15 protein-coding genes are annotated in these 15,257 nt (G+C 67.6%); 7 read left to right on the top strand and 8 right to left on the bottom strand.

Annotated features, from left to right (window positions below; genetic code table 11):
• Positions 1 to 282: 282 nt before the first annotated feature.
• Complete coding sequence (locus tag ACTWJ5_RS17490) at positions 283 to 1,812, bottom strand: nucleobase:cation symporter-2 family protein (protein WP_444436199.1); 1,530 nt, start codon at positions 1,810 to 1,812, stop codon at positions 283 to 285.
• A gap of 430 nt (positions 1,813 to 2,242) precedes the next feature.
• Positions 2,243 to 3,190 carry a phospholipase D family protein gene (locus tag ACTWJ5_RS17485; protein ID WP_116423425.1) on the bottom strand — a complete coding sequence of 316 codons (948 nt, stop codon included), beginning with the start codon at positions 3,188 to 3,190 and terminating at the stop codon, positions 2,243 to 2,245.
• A 402-nt stretch (positions 3,191 to 3,592) separates the two neighbouring features.
• Here ACTWJ5_RS17485 and ACTWJ5_RS17480 point away from each other — a divergent pair, with 402 nt between their 5' ends.
• Entirely contained in the window at positions 3,593 to 4,735 is a 1,143-nt protein-coding gene (locus tag ACTWJ5_RS17480) for an IS481 family transposase (RefSeq protein WP_444436198.1), read from the top strand.
• Positions 4,736 to 4,935: 200 nt separating this feature from the next.
• On the opposite strand, the gene ACTWJ5_RS17475 is transcribed toward ACTWJ5_RS17480, so the two are convergent.
• The 6 genes from ACTWJ5_RS17475 to ACTWJ5_RS17450 form a co-directional block, all read right to left on the bottom strand.
• On the bottom strand, positions 4,936 to 5,460 hold the full coding sequence (locus tag ACTWJ5_RS17475; RefSeq protein ID WP_444436197.1) for a cytochrome C: 525 nt from the start codon (positions 5,458 to 5,460) through the stop codon (positions 4,936 to 4,938).
• A gap of 5 nt (positions 5,461 to 5,465) precedes the next feature.
• Positions 5,466 to 5,987, bottom strand: coding sequence for a methylamine dehydrogenase light chain (locus ACTWJ5_RS17470; RefSeq protein WP_009622218.1), 522 nt, complete (start codon positions 5,985 to 5,987; stop codon positions 5,466 to 5,468).
• Positions 5,988 to 6,007: 20 nt separating this feature from the next.
• Complete coding sequence (gene mauD / locus ACTWJ5_RS17465; RefSeq protein WP_074979292.1) at positions 6,008 to 6,646, bottom strand: methylamine dehydrogenase accessory protein MauD; 639 nt, start codon at positions 6,644 to 6,646, stop codon at positions 6,008 to 6,010.
• Positions 6,647 to 6,649: 3 nt separating this feature from the next.
• On the bottom strand, positions 6,650 to 7,189 hold the full coding sequence (locus ACTWJ5_RS17460) for a MauE/DoxX family redox-associated membrane protein (RefSeq protein WP_253390308.1): 540 nt from the start codon (positions 7,187 to 7,189) through the stop codon (positions 6,650 to 6,652).
• Positions 7,190 to 7,202: 13 nt separating this feature from the next.
• The gene (locus tag ACTWJ5_RS17455; protein WP_116423429.1) at positions 7,203 to 8,351 is read right to left on the bottom strand and encodes an amine dehydrogenase large subunit; all 1,149 of its coding nucleotides are present in this window, start codon (positions 8,349 to 8,351) and stop codon (positions 7,203 to 7,205) included.
• A gap of 187 nt (positions 8,352 to 8,538) precedes the next feature.
• A complete protein-coding gene (locus ACTWJ5_RS17450) occupies positions 8,539 to 10,029 on the bottom strand; it encodes an ATP-binding protein (protein ID WP_444436196.1) in 1,491 nt (496 codons plus the stop codon).
• A 231-nt stretch (positions 10,030 to 10,260) separates the two neighbouring features.
• On the opposite strand from ACTWJ5_RS17450, the gene ACTWJ5_RS17445 reads away from it, so the two are divergent.
• From ACTWJ5_RS17445 to ACTWJ5_RS17420, 6 genes are read left to right on the top strand one after another with little or no spacing between them, the layout of a single operon-like run.
• Positions 10,261 to 11,415, top strand: coding sequence for an acyl-CoA dehydrogenase family protein (locus ACTWJ5_RS17445; protein ID WP_058072464.1), 1,155 nt, complete (start codon positions 10,261 to 10,263; stop codon positions 11,413 to 11,415).
• Positions 11,416 to 11,437: 22 nt separating this feature from the next.
• The gene (locus ACTWJ5_RS17440; protein ID WP_009622212.1) at positions 11,438 to 11,809 is read left to right on the top strand and encodes a hypothetical protein; all 372 of its coding nucleotides are present in this window, start codon (positions 11,438 to 11,440) and stop codon (positions 11,807 to 11,809) included.
• Positions 11,810 to 11,812: 3 nt separating this feature from the next.
• A complete protein-coding gene (locus tag ACTWJ5_RS17435; protein WP_301502637.1) occupies positions 11,813 to 12,319 on the top strand; it encodes a nuclear transport factor 2 family protein in 507 nt (168 codons plus the stop codon).
• Positions 12,316 to 13,461, top strand: coding sequence for an amidase (locus ACTWJ5_RS17430; RefSeq protein WP_444436195.1), 1,146 nt, complete (start codon positions 12,316 to 12,318; stop codon positions 13,459 to 13,461). The genes ACTWJ5_RS17435 and ACTWJ5_RS17430 overlap by 4 nt, the downstream gene beginning before the upstream one ends.
• Positions 13,462 to 13,471: 10 nt before the next feature.
• Positions 13,472 to 14,755, top strand: coding sequence for an aromatic ring-hydroxylating oxygenase subunit alpha (locus ACTWJ5_RS17425; protein WP_249916749.1), 1,284 nt, complete (start codon positions 13,472 to 13,474; stop codon positions 14,753 to 14,755).
• Positions 14,752 to 15,249, top strand: coding sequence for an aromatic-ring-hydroxylating dioxygenase subunit beta (locus ACTWJ5_RS17420; RefSeq protein WP_043272669.1), 498 nt, complete (start codon positions 14,752 to 14,754; stop codon positions 15,247 to 15,249). Before ACTWJ5_RS17425 ends, ACTWJ5_RS17420 begins: the two co-directional genes overlap by 4 nt.
• Positions 15,250 to 15,257: the final 8 nt, after the last annotated feature.

The raw sequence follows: 15,257 nt of genomic DNA, 5'->3' as shown, positions 1-15,257 counted from the left end.
GGTGCTGTTCATTGGGTTATTCCCCTTCGGGCCAGCGCAAGCGCTGTTCGCGATGGAGCCGCGTCCCGCGTTCGCGGGAATGACGGGGTGTGAGGACTGCGCCCGAGTCTGACGCCGCTCCGGACAGCCCCCTCTCCCGCTTGCGGGAGAGGGCTGGGGAGAGGGCGCTCTTGCATCCAACACCGCAGCCGCCGGGAAATCCTGTTCGCGAGCAAGCTCGCTCCTACAGGTATGGCGACCCCTGCTAAATGAAAACGACCCCTACCGGGGCCGTTTCCATCATCAATGCGCCGCAGCCTTCACCGTCCTTGGCGGCGCGTGCTCTGCATGCTCGTTCTCCTCGTCGATCACCGGCACCTCGTTGCCGTCCTTGTCGTGCAGCTTGCCGTTGAGGAAGTAGTCGCCCTCGTTCAGCGCGGCGATGTCGCGGTAGCGCAGGGTGCGCTCCTCGGCGGCGACGAACACCGACTGCTGGTCCGAGTTGCCGGTCTTGAAGTGGTTGAACAGCAGGTTCAGGGCAATGGCCATGATGGCCGAGGAGCTGATGCCGGAGTGGAAGATGGTTTCCACCCAGCCCGGGAAGTTGTGGTAGAAGTTCGGCGCCGCGATCGGCAGCATGCCGAAGCCCAGGGCGGTGGCGACTATCACCAGGTTCATGTTGTTGTGGTAGTCCACCTTCGACAGGGTGCGGATGCCGCTGGCCGCCACGGTGCCGAACAGCACCAGGCCGGCGCCGCCGAGCACCGCCGGGGGCACCGCGGCCACCACCCGGCCGACCACCGGCAGCAGGCCGAGGGTCACCAGGATCAGCCCGCCGGTGGCCACCACGTAGCGGCTCTTCACGCCGGTCACGGCCACCAGGCCGACGTTCTGGGCGAAGGCGCTCTGGGTGAAGGAACCGAAGATCGGCGCCAGGATGCTCGACAGCATGTCGGCGCGCAGGCCGTTGCCCAGGCGCTTGGAGTCCACCTTGGTGCCGATGATCTCGCCCACGGCGAGGATGTCCGCCGAGGTTTCCACCAGGGTCACCAGGATCACGATGCACATGGAGATGATCGCCGCCAGGTGGAAGGTCGGCATGCCGAAGTGGAAGATTTCCGGCATGGCCAGCATCGGGCCTTCGGTGACCTTGGAGAAGTCGGTCATGCCCAGGGCGTAGGCGATGCCGGTGCCGATCACCATGGCCAGCAGGATCGACAGGCGCGAGATGGCGGCGCTGCCCAGCTTGCTCAGCAATAGCACGATGACCAGGGTCACCGCGGCCAGGCCGATGTTCGCCGTGCTGCCGAATTCCGCCGCCTTGGGGTTGCCGCCCATGGCCCAGCGCGCGGCCACCGGCATCAGCGTCAGGCCGATGGTGGTGATGACCACGCCGGTGACCAGCGGCGGGAAGAACTTGGTGATGCGCGAGAACACCGGAGTGATCAGCAGGCCGATGGCTGAGGCCGCCATCACTGCCCCCAGCACCGCGGGGATGCCGCCACCTTCGTAGCCGGTGGTGAGGATGGCGAGCATGGTCGCCACCCCGGCGAAGGACACGCCCTGCACCAGCGGCAGCTGGCTGCCGAAGAAGGGCAGGCCGAGGGTCTGCAGCAGCGTGGCAAGGCCGCCGGCGAACAGCGACGCGGCGATCAGGGTGCCGATCTCGGCGGGCGACAGGCCGGCGGCCTGGCCGAGGATCAGCGGCACGGCGACGATGCCGCCATACATGGTCAGAACGTGTTGCAGGCCGTACGCCAGGTTGGCGCCGACACCGAGGTTCTCGTCTTCCGGGCGGGAGCTGGAGGACGCTACAGCTGAACGGTCATTCATGGCTGGAGGACTCGCTTGTTTTTGTTGTGCCGAGCACTGTAAACACGGTTGTTCCTGTTTGGCTACTACCTTGTATACAAAATCTTTTTCGACACTCTGAACTATCTGATTCGAAAGAGAAAATAATCTTCCGAGAAATGCGCAAGCGACCGCCTGCACGCTGTCCGGAGCGAAGCAAGAACCTGGCCAGGTCGTCAGGATTTTTGGATACAGGGGTGTCGCTGGTCGGCACGGCCCGCGTGGCGCGAGGGCCCGACCATCGCGGCGGCCATGGAGCGAGGTGGCCAGAGGGAAGAAGTGCACGGAAGTCGGGCGCCGCGGCCTCAATATGGTGCCGCCTACGCCCGGCTTCACGGAATGCGGGCGCGCAAATGAAAAACGCCGCGACGGGGAACCGTTCGCGGCGTTTTCGCAGGGGCGGGGAGGAGCTTCAGATCATGAAGCGCAGGATGTCCGCCCGGTTCATCTCGGTGCGACCTTCCTCGTACCAGCGCGGGATGACGTCCTTCAGGCCTTCCTTGGTGTCGTCCAGGTTGAACGGCGCCGGGTAGCGCTTCTTGCGGTAGGAATAGATGTAGTAGGTGCCGTCGCGGTAGAGGATGCGGTCGAAGGTGTAGAAGCCGATGTGCGAGCCGTTGCAGCGCGCGGTCAGCACCACGTCGCCTTCCTCGTAGGGCAGGGCGCCCTCGGCGCATTCGTAGGTGAAGAACTCGCGCACGTCGTCCCAGTCCACGCCGCTGCTGGCGCGCAGGAAGCCCTCGGCGGTGGTCTCGGAGTCCTCGGAGTGGTCGCTGTACCAGATGAACAGCGGAATGCTCTGGTTGGACTCCTCGCCCAGCCAGCTCTCGCCGTCCAGGTACTGCGCGGTGCGCGCCAGGCCCGCCTGCATGCGGCGGTGGTTCCAGCGGTAGGTTTCCAGGGCCTCGTCGAAGGCCTCGTTGTCGGCGCTGGGCAGCACGCCCTCGGTGGCCTTGAGTTGTTCGACGCGGGCCAGGTGCTGCTGGTAGAGCGCGGCGTCCTGGATGACCACGGCGTTGTCGCGGGTCAGGCTGACGCCGATCTCGGTGAAGTTGGCGCTGCCGAGGATGACGATGTCCGGCTCGATCAGGTAGAGCTTCCAGTGGATGCTCTGCTGGTAGCGGAAGTCGACGGACAGCGCCAGGTCGTCGCCGCTCTCGCCGATGCAGTACTCGATGAAGTCCGGCGAGGTGAAGGAGTTGATGGTCCCGACCACTATGTCCAGACGGTTGCCGTTGGCGCGCAGGCTTTCCACCAGGGGTTCGGTGCCGGCGGCGAAGGCGGTGACGACCGTGATCTTCTTGTCGCGCTGTTGGCCGAGGTAGCCCGCGAGGTCGTTCTGATTATCGAGGATCTGCATAGGTTCTCCAGCAGCATGGGTTCCGCAAAATGTAGGCATTGTCGCACGCCGTTGGGGAGGTTTCACGCTTGGTGCGTAAAGGCTTGCGGTAGAGCAGGGGGCTGGTTTTTTTGTAGGAGCGAGCTTGCTCGCGAACGGAGTTTGCCGGTTGCGCTGGTGCAGGGGTTGAGAGCGCCCTCTCCCTAACCCTCTCCCTGAAGGGAGAGGGGACCGTTCGGCGCAGTCTGGTTTTCCCGAGTCAGCCGGCAAGCACGGCGGTTTCCAGCTGAAACCATTCCTCATCTCGGCACGGACTGGCCCCCTCTCCCTTCAGGGTGTATGGACCGGAGACATGGTGAACAGGTGTTCGGAGACATGGCGAACACATCATGCTGAGGCATCGAAACGCATGAGGAGCGTGAGATGCCCTGGCAGGAGGTGTCCAAAATGCAGGTACGCGAGGAATTCGTTGCCTTGGCCAGCACGCCGGGTGCCAACCTCCGCCAGCTTTGCCGGCGCTTCGGAATCAGTCCGAATACCGGTTACAAATGGCTGAAGCGAGGTCAGGCGGGCGAGGGGCTGGAGGATCGCTCACGACGTCCAAAGCGCTCTCCGGGCCGTTCGCCGGAAGATCTCGAAGCGCACGTCGTGGCTCTGCGCCAGGAGCATCCGAGCTGGGGCGCACGCAAGTTGCGGCAGCTCTTGCTCAATCAGGGGGTGGATGCTCCAGCGGTAAGCACTGTGCATGCGATCCTGCTCCGCCATGGCTGCATTCAACCGGAGGCTGGCGAGCGCTGCCAGCCGTGGCAACGCTTCGAACATGTTGCCCCGAACGATCTGTGGCAGATGGACTTCAAGGGGCACTTTCCCCTCGCCAAAGGGCGTTGCTATCCCCTGACGATCCTTGATGACCACTCCCGCTATGCCCTATGCCTACAGGGTTGTAGCGATGAGCGACGGGAAACCGTGCAGGCCCACCTCATCGCGACCTTCAGGCGCTATGGGCTACCGCGGCGTATGACCATGGACAATGGCAGCCCCTGGGGTGATACCGAAGCCCATTACACGGCCCTGGAGGTCTGGTTGATGCGCCAGGGTATCCGGACCAGCCACTCCAGCCCTTACCACCCGCAAACCCAAGGCAAGGACGAGCGCTTCCACCGCACGCTCAAGGTCGAATTGCTGCAAGGACGAGTTTTTGATGACTTGATCCACGCCCAGGCGGCGTTTGATCGTTGGCGCGGGCTTTACAATCAGCAGCGTCCGCACCAGGCACTGGACATGCAGGTTCCGCAACAGCGTTATCAACCGAGCCCGCTTGAATATCAGGAGCATCCACCCGCTCCGCAGTACGATGAGCTGGACCTGGTGCGCAAGGTCCAGGGCAAAGGTGAAATTTACTGTCAGGGGCGGCCGTACCAGGTAGGCAAGGCATTCATCGGTGAGTCGGTCGCGATACGGCCGACTACCGAAGAGGGACAGTACAACGTGTACTGGAGCACGCACCGTATTGCCAGGATCGACCTGCGCGAGCAGCTATGCATCGCTGGCAAACGGCTTCCCTAATCTGTTCACCTTGTCTCCGAACAGGTGTCTACCATGTCTCCGGTCCATACACAGGGAGAGGGCTGGGGAGAGGGTTCGGAGTCAACCGGAAACACCATGGCCGCCGGCGAATACCGTTCGCGAGCAAGCTCGCTCCTACGAAAAGCCAACCCAAAAAAAGCCCGCCATACGGCGGGCCGAAGCGGAACCAAAGGAGTCTTTCAGTTGCCCATGCCATCCTCGATGGCGATGCCCTGCTTGCGCATCTCGGCGATCAGCTGGGCGCGGGTTCCCGGCAGGTTGAGCATGGTTTCGTGGCGAATCCCCGCTACTTCCTCCGCGCTGTACGGCTGGTAGCTGGCCGGCATGCTGTTGCCGGCCATGCCGTCCTTGCGCAGCAGCCAGTTGAGCATGTCCGCCAGTTGCGCATCGTTGAGCGCCGACATCGACATGCCCGGCACCCGCACCAGGAACTGGCGGCCACCCTCGACCTTGAGGAAGTTGCCGACGAAGCCGAGCATCCTCGGCACGTCGTTGGCCTTGGAGCCGGCGCCGTTGGACAGGTGGCAGCCCGCGCACTGCAGTTGGTAGTTGGTGGCGTTGCTGTAGCCGGCCTCGGCGATCGGCGTCTGCGGCGCCTCGTTGCCCGGCGCGTGTTTCTGGTGCGGGTCGGGGATGCTGCGGGCCTGGGCCGCCGAGGCGGCCAGCAGGCACAGCAGCGCGAGGGTCGGCAGCGAGTGCTTCATCTGCCTTATACCGCGACGCCGCGGATGACCGAGACGGTGCAGTGGTAGATGTGCGACTTGGCCGCCAGGCACCAGTTCACGTCGTTGTTGTTGAACGGACGGTAGGCCGGCTCCTCGCTGTCGTTGCGGGTGCAGGCGCACTGGTTGCAGCTGTGCTTACCGCAGCAGTCGTTATAGGAAATGATGTAGTTCTTGCCGTCGGCCGGGTTGTGGCAGGTGCCGACCCAGGCCACCTGCGACACCTCGGTGCCCGGCGGGCAGCTGGACACGCTGCCGCCGCAGCAGGAGCAGAGGAAGCCGTCGATGGAGCAGTAGCGCCAGTAGTCGCAGCTGTTGGGGTCGCCCGGGTCGCCGGCCATCGGCTTGTCGGCGGCCAGGGCCTTGCCGGTGCGGTCGATGGGCAGCAGCACCGGCAGGGCGGCGCCGGCCACCAGCAACGAACCCATGCGCGAGAGCAGCTTGCGCCGCGAGGTGGTGTCGGCGATGCGACGGGAGGAGCGCTCGAAGAGCTGGTCGAGGAATTTCATCGGTTATCCCTTTTTATTGTTCAGTGGGCGCTGTGCGAGTGCGCGTGGCCGGGCTCGTGGCTGTGAACCTGAGGCTGCTGGGCCTGCAGGTACTGCTGCAGGGTGGCGCTGCCCAGGTGCTCGGCCTCGAACAGGCTGTCCAGGTGCTCGCGGGAGTTGACCAGGCCCTTGGCGCGCAGGACGCCGTTCTGGTCGATCAGCGCCGCGTAGGGCAGCTTGCCGATCTGGTAGGTCATGCCCACTTCCGGGCCGACCACGTAGGTGGCGCCTTCGAGCTTGTGCTCGGCGATCAGCGCCTGCTGCGCGGCCGGCTCGCCGTCGCTGACGAAGACCACGTCCAGGCGCTGCGCCTGTTCCTTGGCGATGGACTTGATCGCCGGCAGCAGCGACTTGCAGATCGGGCAGGTGGGCGAGAGGAAGAACAGCAGCTGGGCCTTCTCGCCGGCGTAGCCGAAGTTCACCGGGCGGCCGTGGCGGTCGGCGGCGGTGACCTGCGGGGCCGGCTCATTCACGGCGACGCCCTTGTCGACCATCAGCGCGCCGGCCGGGGCGATGCGCCCGTGCAGCACGCCGATCTGGCGCACCAGGCCCATGACGACGAATGCCAGTGCCAGCAGCAGGCACCAGAGCAGGATGTTGGAAACGATCATGGCTTCCATGGTTCACCTTCCAATGAGTTTGAGCAGACGGGGGCCGTTGGCCAGCAGGCCGTCGGCGGAGACGTAGAGGAGCAGGGCGACGGCGCTGGCGGCCAGCGTCACGAAGCCGTCGAACAGGCCCAGCTCGCGGGCCTGCGGCTGCAGGCTGGCGAGCAGGGCCAGGGCGATGAGCACGGCGTTGCGCGCCAGCAGCACCGGGCGTAGCGGCTGGGCCTGGTCGGGCCCGGCGCAGCCGCAGTCGATGTCGCGGCGGCCGCGCCACAGGTTGACGCCGATGGCCGCGGCGTACAGCGCCAGCAGCAGGGCGGCGGCCAGGGCCGCCAGCGAACGGCTGGCCGGCACCAGCAGGGCGAAGGCGACGGCGCCTTCTACCAGCGGCAACACGCGGGCGGCCGGCTTGAGCAGGGCCTGCGGCAGCAGCTGGTAGTCCTCCAGCTGCCGCGCGAAGCGCCCCGGCGCGCGCCACTTGTGGCTGGCGGCGCTGGCCAGGATCACCGCCACCGAGACGGCGCCGGCGATCACGTAGATGGGATCGGCTTGCATGGTCGTGCCTCTGTCAGTGGGTCAGGACCTGGGTGGCGGTCTTGGCGATCTTTTCCACGGTGCCGGTGTGCTTGCCGGCCTTCAGGTCGAAGATCTCCAGGCCGCCTTCGACGTTGGCGCCGTACAGCAGCGGGGCGTCGTCGCTGGTGGCGGTCATGCTCCAGACCGGGGCCGGGGCGCTGAGGGTGCCGATCTTCTTCTGCGTCTTCAGATCGTAGACCCAGATGTCGGTGCTCGGGTCTTCCCACTTCATCGGCTCGTGCTGGTCGTGCATCAGCACGTACAGGCGGTTCAGCTTCGGCGCCAGGGCCAGTTCCTGCCAGCCGCCGGGGGCCCAGCCGGCCTTGCGTTCGGCGTCGGTGACCAGCGACCAGGTCGGCAGCACCTTGGGCTGCGGGCCTGCGAAATCGATGGCGTGGATGACGCCCTCGGTGGTGGTGAAGTAGTAGGTCTCGCCATCGTTGATGGCGCGCTCCACCAGCTTCTCTTTGTTCGGGTCGAAGAACGGCGTGCGGCTGCGGGCGGTTTCCTTGCCGTCTTCGCCGAGGGTCACCAGCTGCACGCTGCCGTCGCCGCACAGCGAGGCGAAGGCGCGCTTGCCCACCGGGTAGTTGAGCACGCAGCCGGGGATGGCGATCTCGGCGGTCACCGCCTTGGCCTGGGTGTCGACCACGGTCACCGAGGTGGACGGGGTGAAGTTGTAGACGTAGGCGAAGCGGTCGTCGCCGCTGACCGCCAGGCCGTAGCGCTGGGTCAGGGATTCGGAACGCTTGCTGGGGATCACCACTTCCCAGGACGGCGACAGGGTGGAGGTGTCCCAGGCGGTCAGCACGTCGGTGCGGGTGCCGCGGGTGCCGCGCGAGTAGTACAGGTCGGCGGTGTACAGGGTGCGCTGGTCGTGGCTGAGGGTCGAGGGCGCGGCGAAGCCGGTGCTGACCATGCCGAGCATCTTCTTCTGCGCCGGGTCCACCACGGTCACGCGGCCGGTCACGAAGCTGTCGAACTCCACGTCGACGACGTAGGCGCGGTGCGGGTCCGGCGGGAACGGCAGGGTCGTCTGGCCGACGGTCTCCGGCGGCAGGTCGGCGAATGCGCCGCCGACGGCGGCCAGCGAGACGCCTAGCGCCAGCGTGGTACGAGCAAGGATCCTGGTTATTCGCATGGGGGGTGGCTCCCTCGATTTTATTGGATGGTCGGACCGCGGACCGGTGTGGACAGAAGACTGCAGCCCTAGTCTGCCCGGCGTTGCCCGGTGCTGCCTTGTTCTGCGTGCCAAGCCCTTGTCTGTCCCTGACAGGGCTTGTGCCGGCGTGCCAGGGCAAGCATCGGCGGGATTCGCGCGGCGCGCCCTACCGTTGGTCGGCGGGCTTCACGCAGGGCAGGGCGATGCAGAACATGGCGCCGTGGGGCTCGACGTTCTGCGCCCAGATGTCGCCGCGGTGGCGCGAGACGATGTTGCGGCACAGCGCAAGGCCGATGCCGTTGCCGCTGACCTTGGAACTGAAGAAGCCGTCGAACAGCCGCTCACGCGCGCCGGCGTCGATGCCGCGGCCGCGGTCCTCGACGCAGAGCAGGGCGCTGTCGCCCTCGCGGCGGGTGTGGATGCGCAGCCGGCGGCGCTCGGCGGGCAGCTCGGCCATCTCCTCGATGGCGTTGAAGGCCAGGTTGAGGATCACCTGGCCGATCAGCACCTTCTCGCAGCTCACCGGCAGCGCCTCGGCGCAGGGCGCCAGCTCCAGGCGCACGCCGGCCGGCTGGCCCTTGAGGTCGATGAAGTAGCGGGCGTCGGCCAGCAGCTCGTTGAGGTCGACGCACTGCTCGGCCTGCTCCAGGCGCACCACGTACTCGCGCACGCTCTTGATGATCTCAGAGGCGTGCTCGATCTGCCGCACCGCGCTGTCCAGGCCCCAGGCCACGTTCGGCTCGACCTCGCCCTGCTGGCCGAGGCGGATCACCGAGCCCTCGATGAAGTTGCGCGTGGCCGCCAGCGGCTGGCTCAGCTCGTGGGCGATGGCCACGGCCATCTCGCCCATGGCGTTGTAGCGCGCCAGGTATTCCAGCTTCTGCTCGCTCTGCCGGCGGGCCTCCTCGGCGTGCACCTGCTCGCTGACGTCACGGAACAGCAGCAGGTGGCCCTTGAGGTCGTCCTCGATCTCGATGTAGCGGCAGGTGGCGTGGTGCCAGCGCCAGTCGCCGTCGCAACGGCGCAGGTGGTAGCCGACGCTGTAGGGCTCACGGCTGGGCGGCGTGCGCGAGAGGTGCTGGAGCAGGCGCTGGCGGGATTTCTCGTCGCAGGCGTCGAGGAAGTTGCGCCCCAGGTGACGGCGGTCCGCGGCGCCCAGCAGGGCCAGGGCGGAATCGCTGATGAAGCGGATGTCGCCGTCGGGGCCGAGCACCGCCACGCCTTCGGCCAGGTCCTGCATGAAGGCCTTCAGCCGGCTTTCGGTGCGCTTCAGCTCGCGCTTGACCTTGTCTTCCTTGGAAATGTCGCGGAACTGCACCATCAGCACGTCGCGCTCGGCCAGGTGGACCAGGGTGGCGGTCGCCTCGGAAAGGATGTCCACGCCCTGCTTGGAGCGGTAGCACCACTCGATGGCGCGCTGCCCGGTGCGCGCCGCGCCCTCCAGCCAGCGCAGGCCGATGGAACGGCGGTACTTGGGCGCCGGGTTGGTCATGTCCGGGGCCTTCAGCGGCACCAGTTCCTCCAGGCTGAAGCCCAGGGCCTGCAGCGCGGCGCTGTTGGCCCAGAGGATCTCCTTGGTCTGCGCGTCGTGCAGCAGGATGCACAGCGGCATGGCCTCGATGAGCGCGTGGAAGTCGGTTTCGGCAGGCTGGAACATGGCGGGCAACTCTTGGCGATGCGCGTTCCCGGACGCGGGGCACGGCTTTTATAGCGCGCAGCCTAGCGCGTCGGCGCTAGGAAACAACCCGGCGGGCACTAGGGGATTCCTTTAGCGCGCGGGCGGCACGCCCCAATAGAGGCCCGCTCGGCACGCTCCCTACACTGGGCCCCATCGACGGCCGCCGGCTCCCACCGGACGGCCGGCCCACAAGAACACAGGGAGACGCCCATGCCGCGTTCAGCCGCCGCCGCCACAGATTCGCCCCTCGCCAGCCGTGCCAGCCTGTTCGAGCAGGTGCTCGACGAGGTCCGCCAGCGCCGCGACGAGTTCGATGCCCGCTCCCACGTGCCGCGCGACATGATCGAGCGCTTCATCGAAGCCGGCATCTACCGCTCCGCCACCCCGCGCTGCTTCGGCGGCGACGCGCTGCCGCCGGCCGAGTTCCTGCGCCTGATCGAGCGCATCGCCGAGGCCGACGGCTCCGCCGGCTGGGTGGCCAGCTTCGGCAGCGCCAGCACCTACCTCACCGCGCTGCCGCGCGAGACCCTGGCCGAGCTGTACGCCGACGGCCCGGACCTGGTGTTCGCCGGCGGCCTGTTCCCGATCCAGCCGGCCGAGCAGGTGGAAGGCGGCTGGCGCGTCAGCGGCACCTGGAAGTTCGCCAGCGGCTGCAAGGGCGCCGACGTGCTCGGCGTCGGCATCGGCCTCGGCGGCCCCGGCGGCAAGCCGCGCACCGCGCTGCTGCGGGCCCGCGACGTGGAAATCGTCGAGAACTGGGAGGTGGTCGGCCTGAAGGGCACCGGCAGCCACGATCTGCGCCTGGACAAGGCCTTCGTGCCCGACGCCTGGACCTTCATCCGCGGCGGCCAGAGCAGCATCGACGAGCCGCTGTACCGCTACCCGACCATCGCCTACGCCGCCCAGGTGCTGGCGGTGGTCAACCTCGGCCTGGCCCGCGCCGCCCTCGACGAGATCGCCCGCATGGCCTCCGGCAGCGGCGTGACCGGCGCGCCCAGACTGGCCGACCGCGCCTACGTGCGCATCGAGCTGGGCAAGGCCGAGGCGCAGCTGCACGCCGCGCGCGGCTTCTTCTACGACGCCACCGGGCAGGTCTGGGAATCGATCCTCGCCGGCAATGCCGTGACGCCCGAGCAGGTCAGCCTGCTGCGCCTGTCCGCCGTGCACGTGTCCCGCGCCGGCGCCGAGGTGGTGCAGCGCGCCTACGCCCTGGCCGGCACCACCGCCATCTACCTGCGCCACCCGCTGCAGCGCTACCTGCGCGACGCCATGGTGGTGACCCAGCACGCCTTCCTCAGCGACGGCATGTACGACGGCGCAGGCTCCGTGCTGCTCGATGTGCCGCCGTTCCCCGGCTACCTCTGATCGACCACAAGGACAAGAAACCATGACCCGACCCACCGCCGAACCCATGCGCGTGCTGTTCTGCATCGGCATCACGCAGAACTTCTTCGACCTGCCCACCGGCGAAGGCATCAGCGTCTGGAAGGGCTTCAGCCAGATGCTGGGCGAACTGGGCGCGCTGCCCGGCATGAACGTGCTCGGCGTGCTCGACGACGACCGCCTGATGGTCGGCGCCTCCAACACCGCGCCCTGGACCGTCTACATCATGGCCGACGTCGACTGCCACCAGACCGTGGTCGACGCCTGCAACCTGTTCCGCACCGTGCAGGTCGGCCAGTACAGCCTGTGGAAGTACGCCCGGATCGAGGCCCGCGTCGGCCGCCCGCTGAGCATCCCCGAAGCGGCGCGGAGCTGAGCCATGGGCCAGGCCCTGGAGCAGTTGCAAGCACGCCTGGCGCGCCTTGAAGGCGAGGCTGCGGTGCGCCGTTTGATGGCGCGCTACATGGACCTCTGCGACGTCCCGCGCGACAGCCTGGCGCTGCAAGCCGAGCTGGCCGGTCTGTTCGCCGAGGACGCCGTCTGGGAAGGCCTGGGCGCCCGCGCCGGGCAGAGCTTCGGCCGCCATGAAGGGCGTGCGGCGGTGGCGGCGTTCGTCGCCGGCTACCTGCCGCCGGCCGAGCACTTCGCGCTCAACCTGCACTTCCTCGGCAGCGAGTCGATCGAGGTCGGGGAGGGCGGCGACACCGCGCGCGGCCAGTGGCTGATGCAGCAACTGTCGACCTATGTCGACGGCCGCAGCGAGCTGTTCGGCACCCGCCTGAACCTGGACTTCCGCCGCGTCGGCGAGGCCTGGCAGATCACCCATTTCCGTACCCGGCGGCTGCTGGCCATGCCGCTGGGCGCACTCGCGGAGGGCGAGGCATGAGCATCTTCGTCAGTGAATTCGAGCTGGGCGGCGCCGGCAAGCGCGTCGCCGTCAAGGACACCATCGACATCGCCGGCCATCCGACGCGCTGCGGCAGCCGCGCATTGGCCGACAGCGCGCCCGCGCAACACCACGCCGAAGTGGTGCAGCGGGTGCTGGACGCCGGCTGGCGCATCGTCGGCAAGACCAACCTGCACGAGCTGGCCTTCGGCGTCACCGGCATCAACGACTGGAGCGGCACGCCGCGCAATCCGCAGGCGCCGGAGCGCGTGCCCGGCGGCTCGTCCAGCGGCTCTGCCGCGGCGGTCGGCGCGGGCCTGGCCGATATCGCCCTGGGCACCGACACCGGCGGCTCGGTGCGGGTGCCGGCGGCCTGCTGCGGCGTGGCCGGGCTCAAGCCGAGCTTCGGCCGCGTCAGCCGCGCGGGCGTACACCCGGAACACAGCAGCCTGGATTGCGTCGGGCCGTTCGCCGCGAACATGGCCGACCTCGTCGCCGCCATGCAGGTGCTCTGCCCCGGCTTCGGCGCCGTGAACCTGCCCGGCGCCAACGCCCGCGTGGCCTTCCTCGAAGTGCCCGCCGACCCGCACATCCAGGCCTGCCTGGGCGCCGCCGCCGACCGCGCCGGCTGGCGCCGGGCGAGCCTCTACCTGGGCGAGTTCGAGGCGGCCTTCGAGGCCGGCCTCGTCGTCATCAACCACGAGAACTGGGCGGCGCTGGGGCAATTCACCGGCAAGGGCCTGCTGGGCGCCGACGTCGAGCAGCGCCTGCTCGCCGCCGGGCGCACCAGCGCCGCGCAGCTGGCCGAGGCCGAAGGCGTGCGCGCGAGCTTCACCCGCGCCATCGACTCCGCCCTGGACGATTACGAAATCCTGCTGCTGCCGACCCTGGCCAGCCTGCCGCCGCTGCTCAGCGATGCGCGCAGCGGCAAGAGCGTGGCGGCGCTGACCTCCCTGGTCCGCCCCTTCAACCTCAGCGGCCACCCGGCGCTGAGCGTGCCGGTGGAGCTGGAGCACGGCGGCCTCAAGGTCGGCCTGCAGATCGTCGGCCGCAAGGGCGACGACGAACGCGTCTGCGCCTTCGGCGCGCAGCTGGAACAGGCATTGGCCGCCGAGCGGCCGACGAACAAGAAAATGGCATGAGGAGACACCCATGAGCGCCCCTGAATACCGGCTGATCGCCAAGACGGGCAGCCCCGAGCAACTGGTCCAATCCGACCGCGTCGACGTATCGCTGTACCACGACCCGGCGCTGTTCGAGGCCGAGCTGGAGAAAATCTTCTACCGCACCTGGGTGTGGGTCGCCCACGACAGCGAAGTGCGCAACCCCGGCGACTTCAAGACCACGATGATCGGCCGCCGCCCGGTCATCGTGGTGCGCGACAAGAAGGGCCAGGTCAACGTCCTGGAAAACCGCTGCCGCCACCGCGGCGCCACCGTCTGCGAAAAGCACAAGGGCAACGCCACCGGCTTCACCTGCCCGTACCACAGCTGGTCCTACGGGCTGGACGGCAAGCTGCGCGCGCTGCCGTACCCGGACGGCTACGAGGACATCCTCGACAAGGCCGAGCTGCCGCTGACCAGCCTGCGGGTGGAAAGCTACGCCGGCATGATCTTCGCCAGCTACGACGCCGACATCGAGCCGCTGGAGGACTTCCTCGGCGGGGCGAAGCACTGGATGGACCTGTTCATGAAGCAGGGCGCCGGCTTCCCGATCAAGGTCCAGGGCGAACACAAGTTCACCTTCAAGGGCAACTGGAAGATCCAGCTGGAGAACACCACCGACGGCTACCACTTCCCCATCGTGCACAAGTCGTGGATGTCCTCGGTGGACGACGAGACCAGCGAGATGCTCTCGTTCATGACCGACCCGCAGGCGGTGACCCACGCCCTGGGCAACGGCCACAGCGTGATGGTGATGGTCCCCGAGCACGTCGACCTCGACCACGACGATGGCACCGAGCAGCTGCAGGAGCGCTTCGCCCACGTCACCGAGGAACTGTCGAAGACCATGGAGCCTGCACAGGTACGGCGCATCGTCCGCTCGCTGCACGGCGCCGGCTTCAACCTCAACCTGTTCCCCAACGTGGCCATGTCCATGTCGTTCTTCCGCGTGCTGCGCCCGGTCTCGGTCACCGAGACGGAAATCCGCCACGTCGCCTTGGGGATGGACGGCGGCCCGGAGATCGCCAACCGCGAGCGCCTGCGCATCCACGAGCACTTCCAGGGCCCGTTCGGCTTCGGCAGCCCGGACGACGCCGAGGCCTGGGACCGCGTGCAGCGCGGCTCCTACGCCGGCCCCGAGGCGCCGATCCTGGTCAACCGCGGGCTGAACCGCGAAGTCGTGGCCGAGAACGGCGACAAGGTTTCCCACGCCACTGACGAAGGTGGCATGCGCGAAGCCTACCAAATGTGGAAGAGGATGATGAGCCAATGAGCAACGACACCCTGAACGGCTTCTCCGGCCCGCTGGCCAAGGCCATCGAATTCATCTGGCGCGAGGCCGAGCTGCTCGACCGCAAGGACTACGCGCAGTGGAGCGGATTGTGGAGCGAGGAGGGCATCTACGTGGTACCCATCGACGCCGAGGGCGACGACTTCGCTGCCAGCCTCAACTACGCCTTCGACGACGCGCGCATGCGCGCCCTGCGCATCGAGCGCCTGAGCGCCGGTTTCTCGCCCTCGGCGGTGGATTCGGCGAAGACCGTGCGCACGGTGTCGCGCTTCCGCCTGGTGGAGGCCGCCGGCGATCTCGTCGAAGTGCATTCGGCGCAGATCCTCTACGCCTATAAGCGCGGCGTGCACACGCCCTTCGTCGCCGACCTGGAGCACCGCATCCGCTTCGCCGCCGAAGGCCCGCGCCTGGAGCGCAAGGTGGTGCGCCTGATCAACGCCCAGGACGCCCTGGGCGCCATCGGCTTCCTGCTCTGAGGATGCAG

It is taken from the genome of Pseudomonas sp. A6 (assembly GCF_052367875.1).
Taxonomy (GTDB): Bacteria; Pseudomonadota; Gammaproteobacteria; order Pseudomonadales; family Pseudomonadaceae; genus Pseudomonas; species Pseudomonas citronellolis.
The sequence above is the reverse complement of the archived record's forward strand: the minus strand, read 5'-3'. Positions and strand labels throughout refer to the sequence as shown.

What these genes read in the sequence shown, in the direction of transcription:
- ACTWJ5_RS17445 (WP_058072464.1), top strand. Translation starts at nt 10,261, where the DNA reads ATGCCGCGTTCAGCCGCCGCCGCCACAGATTCGCCCCTCGCCAGCCGT.
- ACTWJ5_RS17455 (WP_116423429.1), bottom strand. Translation starts at nt 8,351, where the DNA reads ATGCGAATAACCAGGATCCTTGCTCGTACCACGCTGGCGCTAGGCGTC.
- ACTWJ5_RS17430 (WP_444436195.1), top strand. Translation starts at nt 12,316, where the DNA reads ATGAGCATCTTCGTCAGTGAATTCGAGCTGGGCGGCGCCGGCAAGCGC.
- ACTWJ5_RS17440 (WP_009622212.1), top strand. Translation starts at nt 11,438, where the DNA reads ATGACCCGACCCACCGCCGAACCCATGCGCGTGCTGTTCTGCATCGGC.
- ACTWJ5_RS17420 (WP_043272669.1), top strand. Translation starts at nt 14,752, where the DNA reads ATGAGCAACGACACCCTGAACGGCTTCTCCGGCCCGCTGGCCAAGGCC.
- ACTWJ5_RS17480 (WP_444436198.1), top strand. Translation starts at nt 3,593, where the DNA reads ATGCCCTGGCAGGAGGTGTCCAAAATGCAGGTACGCGAGGAATTCGTT.
- ACTWJ5_RS17460 (WP_253390308.1), bottom strand. Translation starts at nt 7,189, where the DNA reads ATGCAAGCCGATCCCATCTACGTGATCGCCGGCGCCGTCTCGGTGGCG.
- mauD (WP_074979292.1), bottom strand. Translation starts at nt 6,646, where the DNA reads ATGGAAGCCATGATCGTTTCCAACATCCTGCTCTGGTGCCTGCTGCTG.
- ACTWJ5_RS17425 (WP_249916749.1), top strand. Translation starts at nt 13,472, where the DNA reads ATGAGCGCCCCTGAATACCGGCTGATCGCCAAGACGGGCAGCCCCGAG.
- ACTWJ5_RS17450 (WP_444436196.1), bottom strand. Translation starts at nt 10,029, where the DNA reads ATGTTCCAGCCTGCCGAAACCGACTTCCACGCGCTCATCGAGGCCATG.
- ACTWJ5_RS17485 (WP_116423425.1), bottom strand. Translation starts at nt 3,190, where the DNA reads ATGCAGATCCTCGATAATCAGAACGACCTCGCGGGCTACCTCGGCCAA.
- ACTWJ5_RS17490 (WP_444436199.1), bottom strand. Translation starts at nt 1,812, where the DNA reads ATGAATGACCGTTCAGCTGTAGCGTCCTCCAGCTCCCGCCCGGAAGAC.
- ACTWJ5_RS17435 (WP_301502637.1), top strand. Translation starts at nt 11,813, where the DNA reads ATGGGCCAGGCCCTGGAGCAGTTGCAAGCACGCCTGGCGCGCCTTGAA.
- ACTWJ5_RS17470 (WP_009622218.1), bottom strand. Translation starts at nt 5,987, where the DNA reads ATGAAATTCCTCGACCAGCTCTTCGAGCGCTCCTCCCGTCGCATCGCC.
- ACTWJ5_RS17475 (WP_444436197.1), bottom strand. Translation starts at nt 5,460, where the DNA reads ATGAAGCACTCGCTGCCGACCCTCGCGCTGCTGTGCCTGCTGGCCGCC.